The sequence below is a fragment of the Mycobacterium sp. SP-6446 genome, from assembly GCF_001954045.1.
Classification (GTDB): domain Bacteria; phylum Actinomycetota; class Actinomycetes; order Mycobacteriales; family Mycobacteriaceae; genus Mycobacterium.
On the sequence record NZ_MBEM01000170.1, the window covers coordinates 1 to 18910 of the forward strand.

17 protein-coding genes, 1 tRNA gene and 1 pseudogene are annotated in these 18910 nt (G+C 67.7%); 6 read left to right on the plus strand and 13 right to left on the minus strand.

Annotated features, from left to right (window positions below; genetic code table 11):
- The 5 genes from A5736_RS15490 to A5736_RS15510 form a co-directional block, all read right to left on the minus strand.
- Positions 1-411, minus strand: a 411-nt coding sequence (locus A5736_RS15490) for a helix-turn-helix domain-containing protein (protein ID WP_076247206.1), incomplete at its 3' end; no start/stop codon positions are given.
- 114 nt (positions 412-525) lie between these two features.
- Positions 526-599: transfer RNA gene (locus A5736_RS15495), tRNA-Ile, on the minus strand.
- A 34-nt stretch (positions 600-633) separates the two neighbouring features.
- Positions 634-1461 carry a carboxymuconolactone decarboxylase family protein gene (locus A5736_RS15500; RefSeq protein ID WP_076247185.1) on the minus strand — a complete coding sequence of 276 codons (828 nt, stop codon included), beginning with the start codon at positions 1459-1461 and terminating at the stop codon, positions 634-636.
- Between the two features lie 40 nt (positions 1462-1501).
- On the minus strand, positions 1502-2875 hold the full coding sequence (locus A5736_RS15505) for a metallopeptidase TldD-related protein (RefSeq protein WP_076247187.1): 1374 nt from the start codon (positions 2873-2875) through the stop codon (positions 1502-1504).
- Entirely contained in the window at positions 2872-4389 is a 1518-nt protein-coding gene (locus A5736_RS15510; protein WP_076247189.1) for a TldD/PmbA family protein, read from the minus strand. The genes A5736_RS15505 and A5736_RS15510 overlap by 4 nt, the downstream gene beginning before the upstream one ends.
- 33 nt (positions 4390-4422) lie before the next feature.
- Between A5736_RS15510 and A5736_RS15515 the strand changes: the two genes are divergently transcribed.
- The 3 genes from A5736_RS15515 (at position 4423) to A5736_RS15525 (ending at position 7523) form a co-directional block, all read left to right on the plus strand.
- Positions 4423-5295, plus strand: a complete 873-nt coding sequence (locus A5736_RS15515; protein WP_076247191.1) for a carbohydrate ABC transporter permease — start codon at positions 4423-4425, stop codon at positions 5293-5295.
- Positions 5282-6106 carry a carbohydrate ABC transporter permease gene (locus A5736_RS15520; RefSeq protein WP_076247193.1) on the plus strand — a complete coding sequence of 275 codons (825 nt, stop codon included), beginning with the start codon at positions 5282-5284 and terminating at the stop codon, positions 6104-6106. The genes A5736_RS15515 and A5736_RS15520 overlap by 14 nt, the downstream gene beginning before the upstream one ends.
- Positions 6107-6185: 79 nt before the next feature.
- Positions 6186-7523 carry an extracellular solute-binding protein gene (locus A5736_RS15525; protein WP_076247195.1) on the plus strand — a complete coding sequence of 446 codons (1338 nt, stop codon included), beginning with the start codon at positions 6186-6188 and terminating at the stop codon, positions 7521-7523.
- Here A5736_RS15525 and A5736_RS15530 read toward each other — a convergent pair.
- Genes A5736_RS15530 through ddaH form a run of 4 tightly spaced genes read right to left on the minus strand, consistent with a single transcriptional unit; the run spans position 7520 to position 11982 of the window.
- Entirely contained in the window at positions 7520-8398 is an 879-nt protein-coding gene (locus tag A5736_RS15530; protein WP_076247197.1) for a universal stress protein, read from the minus strand. The two genes, A5736_RS15525 and A5736_RS15530, sit on opposite strands and share 4 nt — an antisense overlap.
- A complete protein-coding gene (locus A5736_RS15535; RefSeq protein WP_083667480.1) occupies positions 8395-9876 on the minus strand; it encodes an amino acid permease in 1482 nt (493 codons plus the stop codon). Before A5736_RS15535 ends, A5736_RS15530 begins: the two co-directional genes overlap by 4 nt.
- A gap of 28 nt (positions 9877-9904) precedes the next feature.
- Positions 9905-11140, minus strand: a complete 1236-nt coding sequence (gene rocD / locus A5736_RS15540; RefSeq protein ID WP_076122410.1) for an ornithine--oxo-acid transaminase — start codon at positions 11138-11140, stop codon at positions 9905-9907.
- Positions 11137-11982: a dimethylargininase gene (gene ddaH, locus A5736_RS15545; RefSeq protein WP_076247198.1), complete on the minus strand. Its 846-nt coding sequence runs from the start codon at positions 11980-11982 to the stop codon at positions 11137-11139. The genes rocD and ddaH overlap by 4 nt, the downstream gene beginning before the upstream one ends.
- Positions 11983-12096: 114 nt before the next feature.
- Between ddaH and A5736_RS15550 the strand changes: the two genes are divergently transcribed.
- Positions 12097-12543, plus strand: coding sequence for an Lrp/AsnC family transcriptional regulator (locus tag A5736_RS15550; protein ID WP_076122412.1), 447 nt, complete (start codon positions 12097-12099; stop codon positions 12541-12543).
- Between the two features lie 61 nt (positions 12544-12604).
- On the opposite strand, the gene A5736_RS15555 is transcribed toward A5736_RS15550, so the two are convergent.
- From A5736_RS15555 to A5736_RS15570, 4 genes are read right to left on the minus strand one after another with little or no spacing between them, the layout of a single operon-like run.
- Positions 12605-14419 carry a sulfatase-like hydrolase/transferase gene (locus A5736_RS15555; RefSeq protein ID WP_076247200.1) on the minus strand — a complete coding sequence of 605 codons (1815 nt, stop codon included), beginning with the start codon at positions 14417-14419 and terminating at the stop codon, positions 12605-12607.
- Entirely contained in the window at positions 14412-14861 is a 450-nt protein-coding gene (locus A5736_RS15560; protein ID WP_076247208.1) for an SRPBCC family protein, read from the minus strand. The genes A5736_RS15555 and A5736_RS15560 overlap by 8 nt, the downstream gene beginning before the upstream one ends.
- A gap of 8 nt (positions 14862-14869) precedes the next feature.
- The gene (locus A5736_RS15565) at positions 14870-15727 is read right to left on the minus strand and encodes a CbiQ family ECF transporter T component (protein ID WP_076247202.1); all 858 of its coding nucleotides are present in this window, start codon (positions 15725-15727) and stop codon (positions 14870-14872) included.
- Positions 15724-17772: a DUF2232 domain-containing protein gene (locus A5736_RS15570; RefSeq protein WP_083667478.1), complete on the minus strand. Its 2049-nt coding sequence runs from the start codon at positions 17770-17772 to the stop codon at positions 15724-15726. Before A5736_RS15570 ends, A5736_RS15565 begins: the two co-directional genes overlap by 4 nt.
- Positions 17773-17878: 106 nt before the next feature.
- Here A5736_RS15570 and A5736_RS15575 point away from each other — a divergent pair, with 106 nt between their 5' ends.
- Together A5736_RS15575 and A5736_RS15580 are read left to right on the plus strand one after the other, a co-directional pair.
- Entirely contained in the window at positions 17879-18376 is a 498-nt protein-coding gene (locus A5736_RS15575) for a MarR family winged helix-turn-helix transcriptional regulator (protein WP_076247205.1), read from the plus strand.
- 118 nt (positions 18377-18494) lie between these two features.
- Positions 18495-18910, plus strand: a pseudogene (locus A5736_RS15580) (ABC transporter); the annotation flags it as partial.

Here is an 18910-nt window from a genome sequence, read left to right on the forward strand (position 1 = left end):
CGCCCCGCGTTCCCAGCGTTTCCACTTGCGCGAACGCCGATCCCGCAGATTGGGATCGATCATGCCCGCGCGCACCAACGCCCGATAGGCCGCCGATTCCGAGGGCACCGGCCGCACCTTGCGCTTGGCCAGCTCGAACACCAACCGCCGCGGGCCCCAATACGGGCGTGAGCGACGCAATTCCAACAATGCGGCTTCCACCGCCGCCGGCATCTGATGCGGACACCACACCGGCCGATGCGACCGATCCACTAGCCCCTCGAGACCTGAGGCCTCATAGCGGGCCAACCAGGTATGCAGCGTCTGCCGCGATACCCCAACTTTCTCGGCCACCTGCGATACCGACAACCCATCGCTGATCACCGCCAACACGGCCTGATACCTCTGCTCGGCCACGCTCAACTCCCTCATCCAGGGAGTGTCAAGGATCAACCGAAGTAACTGTCAACCATCAGCCGAAACACTGTCGCGCATCACCCGAAGGCGAAATGTCAACCATCAGCCGAGGTAATACATGAAATACGGTGGGGCGGGCGGGGCTCGAACCCGCGACCAACGGATTATGAGTCCGCGGCTCTAACCAACTGAGCTACCGCCCCCGCTTGGTGCGGCACCAATGGTGCCACGCCGCCGTTAGCTGAACACCGTCTGGCCCTCGGCGTCGAGCAGGTAGCGCTCGGTGCCGTGATCGACTCGGGCGGCGTCGGCGCCCAGCGACACCGCGATCTTGTTGCTGGCATTGCGCATGACGTCGAAGGTGAGCTCCACGGCTTTCGCCTCGGAAAACCTGGAGCGCACCTCGGCGGCAACGTCGGCGACGAGGTGCGCAGGAGTCCAAATTAACGCATCGGTGTAGCGAAGCGCTGCTTTAGCGCGCTCGTCGAGCAAACTTGAGTCCTCGTAGCGCTCGATATCGCCGTACAGGGTCTCGGAGCCTCCGGCGTCGAGGGCGGTGGTTTCGCGCAGGGATTTGCACAGCCGGCAGTTGTGCTGGGCCGCGCCGCGCAGCCGGACCAGCTCGGCGGTGACGGGATCAAGCGCCCGCATCCGCGCCACCGCGGGCAGGAAGTCGTTGAACACCACATCGGAAGGGTCCGTGGTGTGATCCCACGAGATAGGGCCGTCAACCCAGTCGAGATACTCGGAGCCGACACCGAGCGCCTCGAACCCAGCGCGCACCCGCGGAACGAAGTCGGCGATATACATCTGCACCACAACGCCAAAGGTGCTGTCCCCCAACTGCTTCCACAGCCGCGACCGCTGCTCGCCGGTGATCGCCGAGACGTCGACGCTGAACTGCTCGGCGAACTCGGCGACGACGGCCTCCGCCTCGGAAGCGGGCTCGTCCACCTCGACGCACGCGGGCAACGGCGGCAACGACAACGTCTGCCCGCACACCCGCCGCACCAGTCCCGTGATGCGTCCGTCGCCCGGCGACAACGCCACTAACCGCGTCAGCATCCGTCACACGTTAGAACCCGCCCCGCCGCTGGGCAATCGGCTAGTGCGCCTGGCTCACCGACGACATGTAGAAGTCCGGGATGCGCAGCGACGGCATCGCCGCCCGGGTGGCCCAATCTCCCCACTCGCGCGGCAGGGTCTTCTCGCTGGCCCCGGCCTCGGTGGCCCGCCGAAGCAGGCCCAGCGGGCTCTCGTTGAAGCGGAAGTTGTTGACGGCCGCGGTCACCTCGCCGCCTTCGACCAGGTATACGCCGTCGCGGGTCAGGCCCGTGAGCAGCAGTGTGGTCGGGTCGACCACCCGCATGTACCACAGCGTGGTGAGCAGCAGTCCGCGCTCGGTGCCCGCGATCATGTCGGCCAGTTCAGCCGACCCGCCCGTCATCACCAGGTTGTCGGCGGCCACGGCGACCTGGGCGTCGTATTTGGCGGCAATGGCCCGCGGATACGCCAGCGCGTTGATCACCCCGTCGCGGATCCAGTCCACCTGGCCGATCTCCATGCCGTTGTCGAACACCGACACGGTCTCCGAGGAGTTGCTCGTCGCGACGAACGGCGTGCAGACCAGGCCCGGCGCCATCGGATCGGAGAACAACGTCAGCGGCAGATCGGTGAGCCGCTCCCCTATCCGGGTCCCGCCCCCGGGGGCGGAGAAGGCGGTCCGGCCCTCGTGCGCGCCGCGGCCGGCCATCGACCAGCCCAGGTAGATCATCATGTCTGCCACCGTCGATGGGGGCATGAGCGTCTCGTAATGCCCCGCTGGCAATTCGACGGTCCGCTGCGCCCAACCGAGCCGCGTCGACAGCTGCTCGAGCAGCAGATCCGTTGGCACATCGACGAAATCGGGCGTGCCGACCCCCACCCAGGCGCTCGCGTCGCCACGCTTGCCGTTGATCTCCACCGCACCGGCGGGCTGGGTGAAGCGGCGGCGCAACCCGGTCGACGACGCCAGGAACGTCGTCGAAACACTATGGTGCGCATAGCCATACAAACGGTCGCTGCCCTTGAACCCGCGGCTCAGCGAAGCGGCGAGGTCGCCGAATATCTCCGGGCCCGTCCCCGTCGCGGGGGCATTCCAATCGGCCGGCACCCCGGCATCGGCGAGCAGCGGTGCGGCATCGCCGGCCTCCGGCGCGGAGCGGGCCGCGTCCTGGGACGCCGCAACCAGCCCGGGGATCACCCGCGGATCCACTTCCGCGGAAACCATGGTGCCGACGCGCGTGCTGCTGCCGTCGCGCACAATCGAAATCACCGTCACGCTGCGGTTGACCGAAACCCCATTGGTGGTCATCGAATTGCCCGCCCAGCGCAACGTCGCCTCGACGCGGTCGGTGACCAGAACCATGGTCTCGTTGGCGCCGCCGCGTTTTGCCGCCTCGTCCAAAACGATGTTGACGACGTGCTGCGCTGAAATCATCGGCCACCCTCTGTACGGGTGTTGAGCACGTTGACGCCCCGGAACAACGCCGACGGGCAGCCGTGGCTGACGGCGGCGATCTGTCCGGGCTGGGCCTTGCCGCAGTTGAGCGCGCCGCCCAGCCGCCAGGTGGACGCGCCGCCCACGGCTTCCATGGAATTCCAGAAGTCGGTGGTGGTCGCCTGATAGGCGACATCGCGCAACTGGCCGTCCAGGCGGCCGTCGCGAATCCGGAAGAACCGTTGCCCGGTGAACTGAAAGTTGTAGCGCTGCATGTCGATCGACCACGACTTGTCGCCGACGATGTAGATGCCGTCCTCGACCCGGCCGATCAAATCGGCGGTACTGGTGTCGTCGGGGCCGGGCTGCAGCGACACGTTGGCCATCCGCTGGATTGGCACGTGGTGCGGCGAATCGGCATACGAGCAGCCGTTGGAGCGCTGCTGCCCCAGCCTCGGCGCGAACACCCGGTCGAGTTGATAGCCGACGAACACCCCGTCGCGCACCAGATCCCAGCTTTGCGCGGCCACGCCCTCGTCGTCGTAACCAATTGTGGCCAAGCCGAATTCGACGGTGCGGTCGGCGGTCACGTTCATCACTGGCGACCCGTAGCGCATGGTGCCAAGCTTGTCGGGGGTGGCGAACGACGTTCCGGCGTAGGCGGCCTCGTAGCCGATCGCGCGGTCGTATTCGGTGGCGTGCCCGATGGATTCGTGAATCGTCAGCCACAGGTTGGTCGGGTCGATCACCAGGTCGTTGCGGCCCGGGGTAACGCTGGGCGCCTTGACCTTCTCGGCCAGCAGCGACGGCAGCTGCGCGAGCTCGTCGGTCCAGTTCCACACGTCGTCGCCGGCCACCACCTCCCAGCCCCGGCCCATCGGCGGCACCAGCGTGCGCATCGAGTCGAAACTGCCCGCGGCCGCATCAACGGTCACCGCTTCCAGCGACGGCTGCAGCCGCACCCGCTGCTGGGTGATCGACGACCCGAAGGTATCGGCGTAGAACGTCTGCTCCTTGACGGCAGTCAACCCGGCCGACACGTGGTCGATGCCGTCGGCGTCCAGCAGCCGCCCGGAGTAGTCCTCCAGCACGGCGATCTTATCGGCGGCCGGGATATCGAACGGATCGATCCGATAATTCGACACGTAGGTGGCGTCGGCGTAGACCGGCTCCGGCGCGAGCTCGACGCGCTCGGTGTTCAGCGTCGCCAACGTGGCGGCAACGTGCACGGCGCGACGCGCGGTCTCGGCGGCGATCGACGGCGCCAATTCCGCATGGGAGGCGAATCCCCAGGTGCCGTCGACGATCACGCGCACCGCCAGCCCGAGCTCGCGGCTGATGACCGCCGTCTCCAGCTCGCCGTCGCGCAGCTGGACGATCTCGGTGCTGATGCGGTGAACCCGCAGGTCGGCGTGGCTGGCCCCGGCCTTGGTGGCCGCCGACAATGCGGCGTCGACCAGTTCCTGGCGCGGCAGGTCCAGGAAGTCGGCATCGATCCCCCGGTTCGGTGTCACGAATCCACCGTAACGACCCGCTTTAATACACCCATGGCCGACGCGCCCCGCCGATCCACTCCGCTGGGTTATGCCCTGCTGGCGCCCAGCCTGTTCGGCGTCGTCGCGTTCTTGCTGCTGCCCATCCTCGTGGTGATCTGGCTAAGCCTCTACCGGTGGGATCTGCTCGGTCCGCTGCGCTACGTGGGCCTGGCCAACTGGCGCGCGGTGCTCGCCGACGCCGACTTCGGCAACTCGCTGATCGTCACCGCCGTCTTCGTGGCGATCGTCGTTCCGGCGCAAACCGTGCTGGGGCTGGCGGCCGCCTCGATGCTGGCTCGCGATGTGCGCGGCACCGGCCTGTTTCGCACCCTCTACGTGCTGCCGTGGATCTGCGCGCCGCTGGCCATCGCCGTGTTGTGGCGCTGGATCCTGGCTCCCACCGACGGCGCCGTCAGCGCCGTGCTCGGACACAGCATCGGCTGGCTGTCGGACCCCAGCTTTGCGCTGCCGCTGGTGTCGGCGGTGGTCGTGTGGACCAACGTCGGCTACGTCTCGCTGTCCTTCCTCGCGGGCCTGCTCGCCATCCCGGGCGATATCTATGCCGCCGCCCGCACCGACGGCGCCACCGGCTGGCAGCGGTTCTGGCGCATCACCCTGCCCATGCTGCGGCCGACGATGTTCTTCGTCCTGGTGACCGGGATCGTCAGCAGCGCACAGGTTTTCGACACCGTCTACGCGCTGACCGGCGGCGGGCCGGAAGGCCGCACCGACCTGGTAGCCCACCGCGTCTACGCCGAGGCGTTCGGCTCGGCGGCGATCGGCCGGGCATCGGTCATGGCGGTGGTGCTGTTCGTCATCCTGGTCGGCGTCACGGCCGTCCAGCACTTGTACTTCCGGCGGCGGATCAGCTATGACCTCACCTAGTCGCCTCTCCAACGGCGTGATCTACGCGGGCCTCGCACTCGGTGCCCTGATCACGTTGGCGCCCTTCGGACTTGGGTTGCTGACGTCGTTCACGTCGGCTCACCAGTTCGCGACGGGTACGCCGCTGCAGTGGCCGCGGCCGCCGACGCTGGCCAACTATGCCGACCTCGCCGGGGCCGGGTTCGGCCGGGCGGCGGCGGTGACCGCGTTGATGACGGCGGTGATTCTGGTGGGCCAGCTGACGTTTTCGGTGCTGGCCGGCTACGCGTTCGCGCGGCTGCAGTTCCCGGGGCGCGACGCGTTGTTTTGGGTCTACGTCGCGACGTTGATGGTGCCGGGCACCGTCACGGTGGTCCCGATGTACCTGATGATGGCGCAGCTCGGCCTGCGCAACACGTTCTGGGCGCTGGTGTTGCCGTTCATGTTCGGCTCTCCCTACGCGATTTTCCTGCTGCGCGAGCATTTTCGGATCATTCCGAACGACTTGATCAACGCCGCGCGCCTCGACGGGGCCACCACGTTGGACGTGATCGTGCACGTGGTGATTCCGTCCAGCCGTCCGGTCCTGGCCGCCCTGACGCTGATCACCGTGGTCTCGCAATGGAATAACTTCATGTGGCCGTTGGTGATCACCAGTGGCCACAAGTGGCGGGTGCTGACGGTGGCTACGGCCGACCTGCAGTCGCGTTTCAACTCGCAGTGGACGCTGGTGATGGCCGCGACCACGATCGCGATCGCGCCGTTGATCGTGCTATTCGTGATCTTCCAGCGCCACATCGTCGCGTCGATCGTCGTGTCGGGGCTCAAGTGACCCGGACCCGCGCCGAGATTGCCGCCACGGCTGCGATTTTCACGAATTTACGACCACCACGGCAATCTGGGCGCACGCGATGACCCGTCCTCGGTTTTCCACGCTGGTCGCGGGCGCGCTCGCGCTCGTCGCGGCGTTGTTGGCCGCGACGGCGATGCTGCTGGACTATTCCGGCGACCCGCACGGCAGCAAGATCGTTGTGACGGTGCGGGTCTGGGGCGATCAGATCGGTACGGCATACCGGCAATCGTTCGAGGCATTCACCCGCGCGCACCCCGATATCCAGGTGCACCTCAACACGGTCGCCTACTCGACGTACTTCAACACCCTGCGCACCGACGTGGCCGGTGGCAGCGCCGACGACATCTTCTGGGTTTCCATCGCCTATCTCGCCGCGTATGCCGACAGCGGCCGGCTGCTGGACATCGGCAAGACGCTCGGCCCGGGCGCCGCGTCGGCGTGGGAGCCGGCCGTGGTCGATCAATTCACCCGCGGCGGGGCGCTGTGGGGTGTGCCGCAGCTGACCGACGCCGGCATCGCCGTGTTCTACAACGCGGACCTGCTTGCGGCGGCGGGGATTGATCCCGCCCAGCTGAACGGCGCGCGGTGGAGTCCCGACGGCGACGACACGTTGCGGCCGTTGCTGTCCCGGCTCACCTTCGATGCGGATGGACATGCCGCGGGCACACCGGGTTTCGACGCCGGGCGGGTACGTCAGTGGGGTTATAACGCCGCTAACGACGCTCAGGCCATTTACCTGAACTACATCGGGTCGGCGGGCGGGGTGTTTCAACGCGGAGACGAGTTCGCGTTCGACAACCCCGCGGCGATCAAGGCCTTCCGCTACCTGGTCCGCCTGATCAACGATGACCACGTCGCCCCGCCCGCCTCGGACACCAACGACAACGGTGACTTCTCCCGCAACCAGTTTCTTGCCGGCAGGATGGCGCTGTTTCAGTCCGGCACCTACAACCTGGCGCCGGTGGCCCGCGATGCCCGGTTCCACTGGGGTGTGGCGATGCTGCCGATCGGACCCGCCGGTCGGGTGAGCGTCACCAATGGCATTGCCGCGGCGGGCAATGCGGCGACCAAGCATCCGGATGCGGTGCGCCAGGTGCTGGCGTGGATGGGCAGCGGTGAGGGCAACGCGTATCTGGGCCGTGAAGGTGCGGCCATCCCCGCGGTGCTGTCCGCCCAGCGGGTCTACCACGACTATTGGGCCGCCCGCGGCGTCGATGTCACACCGTTCTTCACGGTGCTCGACGGGCCGCGCATTCCGGCCCCGGGTGGGGCGGGCTTCGCCGCCGGCGACACAGCGCTGCAAAGCTACTTCGACGAAATGTTCCTGGGCCGAGGCGATGTCGCGGATATTCTGCGACGGGCCCAACAGGCGGCCAACGCCGCCGCCCGCCGCTAGCCTGGCAGCACCACCACCGGCACCGTGCTCTCGCGGATGATCTTTCCGCTGCGCGATCCGAGGAAGACCCTGCGGATGTCGCCGCGCGGCGACGTGCCCAATGCCAGGACGTCGCCGTCCTGCCAGTCCACCTTCTCGAGCGCCTCGCTCCAGCTCTGGCCGGTCACCACGTCCAGCGCAACGTCCGCGTCTACGACGCCGTCGGTCTTCAGGTTTTCCTGAACTTCCCGCGCCTGCGCCGCCCACGCCTGCAGGATCGAATCCTCAACGTCCAGACCCACTTCGGGTGGATACATCGTCTTGCCGCGGACCGCGAACGTGATCACCCGTACCGGCAACCCCAATCGCCGAGCGAAGTCGACGCACCGCTGTACCACGTCAACTGAGTCCGGGGTGGCGGAGTAAGCGCATGTGATCCGGGTCAATCCGCCTGTGTACGAACGGTATTCACGTGGGCTGATCGCGACCGGCACCGGCGACACATGCAGCAGCCAGTCGGCGGTCGAGCCGATCACCACCTGGCCGCGCCCGCCGCTGGGCAATGACCCCAGCACCAGGACCTCGGGGTCGACGTCCGCGATCAGCTCGATCAATCCACCCGACACCGACCGGTGGGCACGGTGGGAGTAGGTGACCTCGAGCCCGTCGGCCACGCCGTGGAGATACCCCCTTGCCTCGGCCGCCGAGTCCGCGGCCAATTGGTCAGCCCAGTGCTCGTATTCGGCGTCGACGCGGGCGAAGGACGGTGTCGGCCACGGCTGGGGCACGATGGTCGCCACGGTCAGCGACGTATCGAGCGTCCGCGCGGCACGCACGGCCAGATACAACCCAGACAGGCCGACCTCGCCGGCCCGGTAGCCGACGACAACGGTCACAGCAGTTCCCTTGGCTCGTCTTCCGACGCGGCCGCGGTCGGGATGAGGTGGTCGCCGCCATCGTTGAGCGCGCTGTGGTGACGGCCCCAGACGAAGTAGAAGATCAACGCCACCGAGATCCAGCCGGTGAACGCGATCCAGGTGTACCAGTGCAGGCTGGCGAGGATGTACCCGCACGCCAGCACCGAAAGTACCGGCGTGACAGGGTAACCCGGCACTGTGAACGGGCGGGGCAGGTCGGGTGCGCGCACCCGCAGGATGATGACGCCGGCGGAGACGACGATGAACGCGGTGAGGGTGCCGATGGACACCATGTCCGCCAGTTTGTCGAGCGGTATGAAGGCCGCGAGCAGGGCCGCCGCGATCGCGACGATCACCGTGTTGTTTACCGGGGTCATCGTGCGGGTGTTGACCGTCGCGAACCGCGCTGGCAGCAGTCCGTCGCGGCCCATGGCGAACAGGATGCGGGTTTGGCCGTACATGGTGACCAGGGTGACGGTGAAGATCGAGATGACCGCGCCCGCGCACAGGATCGTGCTGGCCCACCTGCTGTGGGTGACGTTGTCGAGGATGGTGGCCAGGCCGGCGTTCTCCTGCGCGGCGAAATCCTGCCACGGCTGGGTGCCCAGCGCGGACAGCGCGACGAGCACGTAGACGGTCGTGACGATCGCCAGCGCCGAGAGCAGTGCGCGCGGCATGGTCTTCTGCGGGTTTCGCACTTCATCACCCGCCGTCGACACCGTGTCGAGGCCGATGAACGAAAAGAAGATCGTCCCCGCCGCCGAGCCGATGCCGGCGACACCGAAGGGCGCGAAGTTCTGGAGGTGGTTGGCGTCGAAGGCGGTGAAGGCGATGATCACGAACATGGCCAGCACGCCGAGCTTGATCAGCACCATGATCGCGTTGACCCGAGCGGACTCGCTGGCGCCGCGGACCAGCAACAACGCACACATGCCGATCAGGACGATCGCCGGCAGATTGATGTAGCCCGGGTCCGAATCCCACGGCGCCGCCGACAACCCATGCGGCATCTGGAATCCGAAGCAGTTGTTCAGCAGCTTGTTGACGTAGCCGCTCCAGCCGACCGAGACCGCCGCGGTGGCCACGCCGTACTCGAGCAGCAGGCAGGCGGCCACACCCATCGCGACCGCCTCGCCCAGCGTGGTGTAGGCGTACGAGTACGACGAACCGGAAACCGGTACGGCGGAAGCCAATTCGGCATAGCAGATGGCCGCGAGTCCGGCCGCGATGCCGGCGATGACGAACGAGACGATCACTCCCGGACCGGCTTCCGGCACGGCCTGCGAGAGCACGAAGAAAATGCCGGTGCCGATCGTCGAGCCGACGCCGAACATGGTCAGCTCGAACGTGCCGAAACTGCGCTTGAGGTGGTCCGCGGCCCCGTGCGCGACGGGAGCGCCGGTCACCGGGCGGCGGCGCAGCATCTGCTGTCTCAGGCCGATCGACGTGGCCGGCAATTGCGCCTCCTGATGTCGGATCAGCTGATTATGAGGCAGCCTCCGCCAGCGCAAAAGCAAATTGGTCGATCGCCCAGTCGATTTCCGGCTCGGTGATCACCAGGGGCGGCGCGAAGCGCAGCGTCGAGCCGTGGGTGTCTTTGACCAGCACCCCGCGCTCGGCTAACTGCAGGCTCATGCCCTTTCCGGTGGCCAAGGACGGTTCGATGTCGACGCCGGCCCACAATCCGAGGCCGCGCACCGCCAGCACACCGTCGCCGATCAGCGCCTCCAGGCGCCGGTGCAGGTGGGCGCCCAATTCGGCGGCGCGCGCCTGAAATTCCCCCGTCGCCAGCATGGACACGACTGTCGTGCCGATCGCGGCGGCCAACGGGTTGCCGCCGAACGTCGAGCCGTGCTCGCCGGGATGCAGCACGCCGAGGATTTCGCGGTCCGCGACCACCGCCGACAGCGGAATCACCCCGCCACCCAGGGCCTTACCGAGCAGGTAGATGTCCGGCACCACACCCCAGTGGTCGCAGGCGAACGTGTGGCCGGTGCGGGCCAGGCCCGACTGGATTTCGTCGGCGATCATCAGCACGTTGCGCTCGTCGCACAGCGCGCGCACGGCCGGAAGGTAGTCGTCGGGGGGGACGATGATCCCGGCCTCGCCCTGGATCGGCTCCAGTAGCACCGCGACGGTGTTGTCGTCGATCGCCCGTGCCAGCGCCGGGGCGTCGCCGAACGGCACGGAGCGGAATCCCGGTGTGAAGGGTCCGAAGCCGTCCCGAGCCGTCGGGTCGGACGAGAAGCTCACGATGCTGATCGTGCGGCCATGGAAATTGTTGTCGGCCACGATGATGTTGGCGTGACCGTTCGGAACGCCCTTGACGTCGGCGCCCCATTTGCGGGCGACTTTCAGGCCGCTCTCGACCGCCTCGGCGCCCGAGTTCATCGGCAGCACCATGTCTTTGCCGCACAATTGGGCTAGCGCGGCGCAGAATCGTCCGAGGTTCTCGGAGTGGAACGCGCGGCTGACGAGCGTGACGGTGTCGAGTTGGGCGTGGGCCGTCGCGGTGATCTCCGGGTTGCGATGGCCGAAGTTGACCGCCGAATAGGCGGCCAGGCAATCCAGGTAGCGCCGGCCGTCGACGTCGGTGATCCAGGCGCCCTCGGCGCTGGCCGCCACCACGGGTAGCGGCGAATAGTTGTGCGCCGCATGCCTTTCGACCAGCTCGATCGCCGCGTCGGTTGCGGGCTCGGTGCGGGCGTCGAGGATCGTCATGGAAATACCTCCAACGTGCAGCACTTGACGGAACCGCCGCCCTTGAGCAGCTCGGAGAGATCGACGCCGACCGGCCCAAAGCCAGCTTCGCGCAGCTGAGCAGCGAAACCCGTTGCGGCAGAGGGAAGCACGACGTGCAGGCCGTCGGAAACGACGTTCAATCCGAGCACGAATGCGTCGGCGCTCCCGACCACAATTGCGTCGGGAAACAGCGCGCGCAGCTGCTCCTGCGCTGCCGTGCTAAATGCCGGCGGGTAGAACGCAATGGTGTGGTCGTCGAGAACGGCGAGCGCGGTGTCGAGGTGATAGAACCGGGGATCGACCAGCTCGAGGGACACAACCGGCACGCCCAGCAGAGCCGAGATTTCGTCGTGGGCGCGCAGATCGGTGCGAAAGCCGTAGCCCGCCAACAGCATGTCGCCGACCATCAGCAGGTCGCCCTGCCCCTCGTTGACGTGACGGGTGGTCACGGGCCGATAGCCCATCGACGACATCCATTCGGCATAGGCCCTCGACTCGCCGGCGCGCTGCGCGTGTCGGAACCGGGCGACGACGGCGACGTCGCCGGCGATGAATCCGCCGTTCGCGGCGTAGACCATGTCCGGCAGCCCGGGCACGGGGTCGATCAGATGCACGCGGTGGCCCAGGTCGACGTACGTCTGGTAGAGCGCCCGCCACTGCGCTTGCGCGAGGTGGGCACCGACCGGTGCGTTGACATCCATCCACGGATTGATGGCGTACTCGACGGCGAAGAAGTCCGGCCGGGTCATCGCGTACCGGCGGGCCCGGGCCGTGCGGGTTGGCCTCGGAGGCGCGGGTGCCACGACGTATGAATCCGTCATAAATCAACGGTATTTGCGGTTCGTGTGACAAGCAAACGACGATTCTTGCGTGTCTATAGACGATTTATTGCGCTAGGATCGCACCTACGATGATTTGTTGCGTTGAGGAGTGGCATGGAACGTCTAAACGAGACCGATGAGCGCATCCTCTCCGAGCTCACCGAGAACGCGCGGGCCACCTTCGCCGAGATCGGGCAGAAGGTGAATTTGTCGGCGCCGGCGGTGAAGCGTCGCGTCGACCGGATGCTGGACGACGGCGTGATCAAGGGTTTCACCACCGTCATCGACCGCAATGCGCTCGGCTGGAACACGGAGGCGTTTGTGCAAGTGTTCTGCCACGGCACGATCGCGCCCGATCAGCTGCGGGCGGCCTGGGTCGATATGCCGGAGGTGGTCAGCGCCGCGACCGTGACCGGCACGTCGGATGCGATCTTGCACGTGCTGGCCCGCGACATGCGGCACCTGGAGACCGCCCTCGAGCGGATCCGGGCGAGCGCCGACATCGAACGCAGCGAAAGCATCGTGGTGCTGTCGAACCTCATCGACCGAATGCGGACCTGACGCCTACCCCCATGCGGGTGTAACGCCACGGCGAGATTCCGGTCGAATTTTCGCCATGGCGTTACGCTCGCGAACGCACCCGCCGAACCAGCCGCCGCAGCCTGGACGGAGCCGGGCTCGGCGGTCGACGAGACGCATAGGGCCACGGCTGATTTCGTTCGGGGATGGAACTGGCGCGGACGTGTTTCAGCTGTGCCCGCAGGTGCTGGCGCAACTCGTGCAGGCCCGGGTCCGTCCACCGGTTGACGGCTTCGATCGGATCGTCGGTCAAGTCGTAGAGCTCCCACTGGTCATCCAGCGGCGACGTCCGATAGGCCTCTCCCCCAAGTCCATTGGCCGCCAGGTGACGCACGCCGGGTTCGGTCCAGGTGCCCGGGTCGTCGAAGGTGCGGACCAGCTTCCACAGATGCCCGCCGCCCCCGGTCGCCGTCGCCTCGTCCACGCGGAGGACCAGTCCCTCGAAGTTGGAGGCGGTGTGCGCGGGGATTCGGATGCGCAGGGGCGCGGGCGGATTGACGGTGCGCTTCAGGCGGCGCGCCAGGCCCGATGCGCCGCTGTCGCCCTCGAGCATGTTGTCGCGGGTCATCAGGTAGACGGCTCGGCCGTCATCGGCGGGTGCGCCGTCGACGATCGGCATGAGATTCCGGCCCGGCAGTGGGTGCACTTCCGAGAACGTCTGAGCCAACGACGCGGCCACCGCCGCGACATCCACACCGGCGGCTGCGAGCAGCGTCGGGACCAGGTCGACATGCGACGTCGGCGCCGTGATCACCCGAGGCGACGTCGAGCCCGCGCCGATCCGGGCGATGACGAACGGAACGCGCGTCGCCTCGTCGTAGAGGTTGAACCATTTCTGGTGCAGCCCGCCGTGGGCGCCGAGCAGATCGCCGTGATCGGCGGTCCGCACCAAAACCGCGTTGTCCGAACCACCTTCGGTGACGGCCCGTCTCACACGGTCGATCGGCGCGTCCACCTCCGCGTGCAGCCGGTAGTACAGGCCGCGGTAGCGCTGGGCGTTGCGGTCGTAGGTCCAATTGATCGCGGGCGCCGGGCCGTAGCCGGAGTAGTAGGCCTCGCGGAACGCGATCTGGGCGGCGGGCTTGGTCGACAGGTCCTCGTCGGCGGTGGGCGCCGCGGGCACCGGGGGTGGATCCAACGGTGACGGCTTGACCGGGCCGCGGCGCGACCACGTCGGGAAAAGCACGATGTCGTGGGGATTGACGAAGCTGGCGACGAGCAGGAAGGGACGCTGCGCGGCGGGGTCGCCGGCGCGACGGCGCGCATAGCGATCGGTGAGCCAAGCGACCACGCGCTCGGCGATCAGGGGATCGCGGCGAATGCCGGCATTGGCCAGCAGTGCGCCGTGCGGTTCTGGGCCGACCCAGCCGGAGAATCCGAACGGGCCCAGTGGATCTGCGTCCAGGTAGCGCTGCACCGCCACCGGATCGACGATGCCGTCGTCGTCGTTGGTGGCCAGCGCGCGGCCGGTCGAGGAATCGATCAGGTCGGCGTGCGAGATGTGCCACTTGCCGTCGTAGTGCGTGTCGTAGCCGGCCGCGCGGAAACAGTTCCCCAGTGTGGGCACCTCGCCCTGGCGCAGCCAACGCATGCGCGAATCGTCGGCCGTCTTCCCGATGCCGTCGGTCTGGGTGACCCCGTGGAGGTCGGGGAAGTGCCCGGTGAAAATCGTTGGGCGGCTGGGCACGCAGGCCAGAGAGCCGGTGTAGTGCCGGGCGAAACTGACGCCGTGACTTTCGAACCACTTGCGGCCGGGCAGGGTTCGGTCGCGCCAGGCGAGGACGCCGGGATCCTCATACGGCGGAACCGCGCGCTCCTCGTCGGTCATCACGATCACGATGTCGGGGCGATCAGACACGGGCGTTCTCCAATCGGTTCGCGAGCCCGGCGAGCATCGCGTCGGACTGTCGTGCGAGGAAGCGACACAGCACGCGTTCGGCCAGCTTCTGCGGTGGGCGGGAACCGATTTCGACCGTGCTGGTCAGGGTCACGACGGTCGAATCGCCCCCGGCCGCCAGCGTCCAGCGGTTGGTCACCCTGCGCAGGCGCCGGGGCAGGCCTTCGATGTCGTAGGCGAGTGTGTGCGGCGGGTCGAACTCGGTGATGCGCTCGACGAGGGCGTCGCGTTTGACCTGAACTCGCCGTGCGGTGCCGACTCGCGCGCCGTCGGGACCGGAGGACAGAATGCACGAGTGGTCGACGTTATCGGCCCACGAAGCGATCGAGCCGAAATCGGCCAGGACGTTCCAGACTTCGTGCACACGGGCCGCGATCGCGCGGACGCTTTGAGTCTCGGCCACTTTCACGCTCAGTACGGCGAATGCATCATCGTCTCGAGCGCCACCGCCGCCCCGCCGGCCGCGATGGTGATCGCGATCGTCACCCAGTCGGCCAGCTTCGGCCGCACCGGACGGGCGGAGAGCTGACCGGTGCCGCCGCGCGCGGTGATCGCGTCGCCCATCTCGTCACCGCGCCGCAGGGTCACGGTGATGGCGGCGGCCATCAGGTCGATCAGCTCCAGGGCATGTCGCCGACGACGGGCCTTGCGGCTCTTCGGTATTCGTTTCGGCCGTAGCCGGCGCGCGGCGTAGAGGATCTGGAATTCGTCGATCAACATCGGGAAGGCGCGCAGCGCGAGCGCCAACGCCACCGCCCATTCGTCGACCGGGATCCGGAAGATCTTCAGCGGTCGGCCCAACGTGGCCAACGCGGGGCCGATTTCGGCGACGTTGGTGGTCCAGGACACCAGCGCGCCCAGCCCGAGCAACACGATCGACAGCGCGGTGATCCGCAGGAAGTTCAGCGCGCCGCCGAGCGCGATCTCGAGGCCGGCAATCGAGATCTTCGGGCTACCACCGGACAGGGCGGCCGTGATGAAGCCCAACGCGAGAGCGATCCACAGCCACCGTGGTATCGACGGCAGCACGCCGCGCGGAATGCGTGCGATTCGAAGCGCCGCGACCACCAACGCCGCCGAAATCCCGATCGTCACCCAGCCCGGGTAGAACGTCAACAGCACCGAAAGACCGAAAACGACAAGCAGTTTGGTCCCTGCCCACAGATCGTGGATGGCCGAACGTCCGGGCACCGGGATCAGCAGCACCACCGGGCGAGAGGGGCGACGGGTTGCGCCGTCCGCCGTTGCCGTCGTCGAAGTCGTCGTCACGCGATGCCTCCCGCCGCGGTCGGCATCGGTTCGACGGTGCCCTCGCGCAGATGCAGGGTGCGCGGGCACAGCTCCTCCAGCCCGGCGAAGTCGTGTGAAATCACCACGACTGTCAGGCCCCGGTCGTGACGCAGGTCTTCCAGCAGCCGCAGCAGGCCGCGCTGGCTGGCGGCGTCCAAACCCGCAAGCGGCTCGTCGAGGATCAAGGCGCGCGGCGAACACGCCAGCAGCCCGGCCAGCACGACACGGCGCATCTGGCCACCGCTGAGCTGGTCGATGCCCCGCTTAGCGAGCGTGGGATCGAGCCCGACAACGCCCAAAGCGGTTGCGACCCGATCTTGGTCGAGGTGCGAAAAGCCCGCTGCCGAAGCCACTTCCAGGTCTACGCGGCTGCGCATCAACTGCAGCCTGGCCGCTTGGAACGACAACGCCACCGCGCCGACCTGCTCGTGGGTGGGCTTGCCGTCGATGAGGCAGGCGCCGGCCGTGGGGATGGTCAGGCCGGCCATGATCCACGCCAGCGTCGACTTACCCGACCCGTTGCCGCCGTGGATGAGGACGCCGTCTCCTTGCTCCACCACGAAGTTGACGTCGCGCAGGGCGGTCTTGGCCCAGGGGGTGCCGCTGCCGTATTCGTGGCCGACGCCGATGAGTTCGATGACCGGCGCGTGCGGCCGGCGGTAGTCCACCGGGACAACGGGTGTCGGCGCGGCCGAGGTCTCGACCATGCCGGTGTTATCCGGCGAATCGCTGAGATCGATCCTGCGGTCCGCGGAATCGGCCTCGTTGTTGTAATGCGTGATGTGCACCAGCGCCGTGCGGTGCCGCGCGGTGAGGCCGGAGAGCACACCCAACAACGCGTCTCGGCCCTGCTGGTCGACCATGGTGGTGACCTCGTCGGCGATCAGCAGTGCCGGCTCCCGGGCCAGCGCCGCGGCGAGCGCCAGGCGCTGCAGTTCGCCGCCGGACAGGCTTCCGGTGTCGCGCTCGGCGAGTGCCTCGAGGCCGACCTCGCTGAGCAATCGGTTCACGTCGATTTCGGTGCCCGGCGGCAAGCCCCACACCACGTCGTCGGCCACCCGGGTGCCCAGGACCTGGCTTTCGGGGTGCTGCAAAACGAGGGCCGTGCCGCCGAGCTCGCCCAGACCCACCGCGCCCGGTCGCTCCACGCTGCCCGACGTCGGTGGGCGGCCGGCCAGGATCAGCATCAGCGTGGTCTTCCCGGAGCCGTTGGCCCCGGTGATGGCCACGTGCTCCCCAACCTTCAGGTCCAGGCTGATCTCGCGCAGCGCGTCTTGGCCGGCGCCGGGGTAACGGAAGCGCACCCGATCCAGCCGCACGGGAACCGGTCCGACCGATGCGTTGCCCTCACCTCCGTCCCACGCCTCCAATTTGTGCACATCGGGCAGGCCGCGCATCCGCTCCAGCAGACGGGAGAGCGCCCACCAGCCGATCAACGACACGACCATGATTCCGAGGCCGTAGTAGGCCACCATCCACCACTGCCAGTAGCCCAATGCCCAGGAGAAATACCGCATCAGCGCATCGGCGGGCCGCTGCAGATGCACGCGGCCCAGGAAGGACGCGACCCCGTGCACGTTCGAGGTCATCACGTCGAAAATCAGGTGCCGCAACCGGGTCATTACGGTCAGCGCGCCGACCGACATCACGCCGAAGGCGACCCCCGCGATCAACGACGAGACGACCACCGTGAATGTGCCCCGGCCCCTGCGCTTGACGACTCCGGTCAGCCCGCCGATGTAGGCACAGTGGATAACCGTCATCAAACCGCCCAACCCGGCGATCAGGAAGGCGATCATCCCGGCGGCAACCGTCGCCGCGAGCAACACCCGCAGCCGATAACGGTAGGCGAGCAGCCCGGTGGGCACGGTGCCCAGCAAGGCCAATCCCGCCGCGAACGGGATGACGACGGAAATGATTGCGATGACCGCACACAGCGCGCCCATGACCGAGGCTTGCGCCAATTCGACCGGACGCAGCGACCCACCCCGACGGCCTACGCGGGGAGATCTCGGAACGGTCACCCTAACGATTCTGCCAGGCCGCGGCGCCAAGTCCGCGCAGCACACAGACGGATATCAGGGTGTCCACGGTTCCGCTCGCTTAGCAAAGCTATGCAACGATGTAGGTATGAATGCATCCGCCGCCGACCACACCGATGTCGTTGACGCCGCAAACACCGATCCCCAGCCTGGCCTGGGAGCAGACCTGCTCGCCGTCGTCGCGCGCCTCAATCGCCTGGCCACCCAGCGCATCCAAATGCCGTTGCCCGCCGCGCAGGCCAGGCTGCTGGCCACGATCGAAGTAAACGGAGAAGCCCGCATCGGCGATCTGGCCGCCGTCGACCACTGCTCGCAGCCCACGATGACCACGCAGGTGCGCCGCCTCGAGGACGCCGGCCTGGTCACCCGAACCGTCGACCCCGGGGATGCCCGGGCGGTCCGGATTCGCATCACGAATGAGGGATTGCGCACGCTCAACGCCGTGCGGGCCGACCGCGCGGCCGCGATCGAACCGCAACTGGCCCTGCTCGAGCCGTCCGACCGCCAGGTGCTGTCCGATGCGGTCGACGTGTTGCGCCGACTACTCGACAATGCGGCGGCCGCGCCGCGTCGGAACACCCTGTGATCGGCTTGATCGGCGCCGGGTGGATCGCCGACCCGCAACGGGTAGACACTTGATCAATCCCCGATTGGTCTGAAGACAAGATCAATTCCGTCTGACCGGCGACGAAAGGTGGCGTTCGATGCGGCCCGAGGCTTCCGCCGTGCCAGCCTCCCCGCTCACCGTATGGGTCGGATCGATGCGGTACGTCTTCCCGCCGGGCCGCGACGTGGTCGTGGGCTACGGCGCCGGGGCCGACATTCCGCTGGAGCAACTCGGGGGGCCGCCGCCGCAGGCGCCTCGCCCGGAGGTTCTGCTGCGGTTCCTGGGCACGCACTGGGTGGCCATCGACAAGAGCCGCAGCGGCATCTTCAGCAACGGGTTCCGGGTGCCGGCCGTCGATATCCACGACGGGCAGGCGATCACGCTCGGTGATCCGCAGCACGGTCCCCGGCTGGTTTTTCAGATCGCGCCGCCGGTGGGGCAGCCGGGCGGGCCGTCGGGGCCGCATCAGGGCCCGGCCCACCCGCCGCCTGCCCCGACACAGCGTGACACCGG

Bases quoted from the DNA above. Each gene is read 5' to 3' on its own strand.
- A5736_RS15500 (WP_076247185.1), bottom strand. From the start codon at position 1,461: ATGCTGACGCGGTTAGTGGCGTTGTCGCCGGGCGACGGACGCATCACG.
- A5736_RS15505 (WP_076247187.1), bottom strand. From the start codon at position 2,875: ATGATTTCAGCGCAGCACGTCGTCAACATCGTTTTGGACGAGGCGGCA.
- A5736_RS15515 (WP_076247191.1), top strand. From the start codon at position 4,423: ATGGCCGACGCGCCCCGCCGATCCACTCCGCTGGGTTATGCCCTGCTG.
- A5736_RS15520 (WP_076247193.1), top strand. From the start codon at position 5,282: ATGACCTCACCTAGTCGCCTCTCCAACGGCGTGATCTACGCGGGCCTC.
- A5736_RS15525 (WP_076247195.1), top strand. From the start codon at position 6,186: ATGACCCGTCCTCGGTTTTCCACGCTGGTCGCGGGCGCGCTCGCGCTC.
- rocD (WP_076122410.1), bottom strand. From the start codon at position 11,140: ATGACGATCCTCGACGCCCGCACCGAGCCCGCAACCGACGCGGCGATC.
- ddaH (WP_076247198.1), bottom strand. From the start codon at position 11,982: ATGACGGATTCATACGTCGTGGCACCCGCGCCTCCGAGGCCAACCCGC.
- A5736_RS15550 (WP_076122412.1), top strand. From the start codon at position 12,097: ATGGAACGTCTAAACGAGACCGATGAGCGCATCCTCTCCGAGCTCACC.
- A5736_RS15575 (WP_076247205.1), top strand. From the start codon at position 17,879: ATGAATGCATCCGCCGCCGACCACACCGATGTCGTTGACGCCGCAAAC.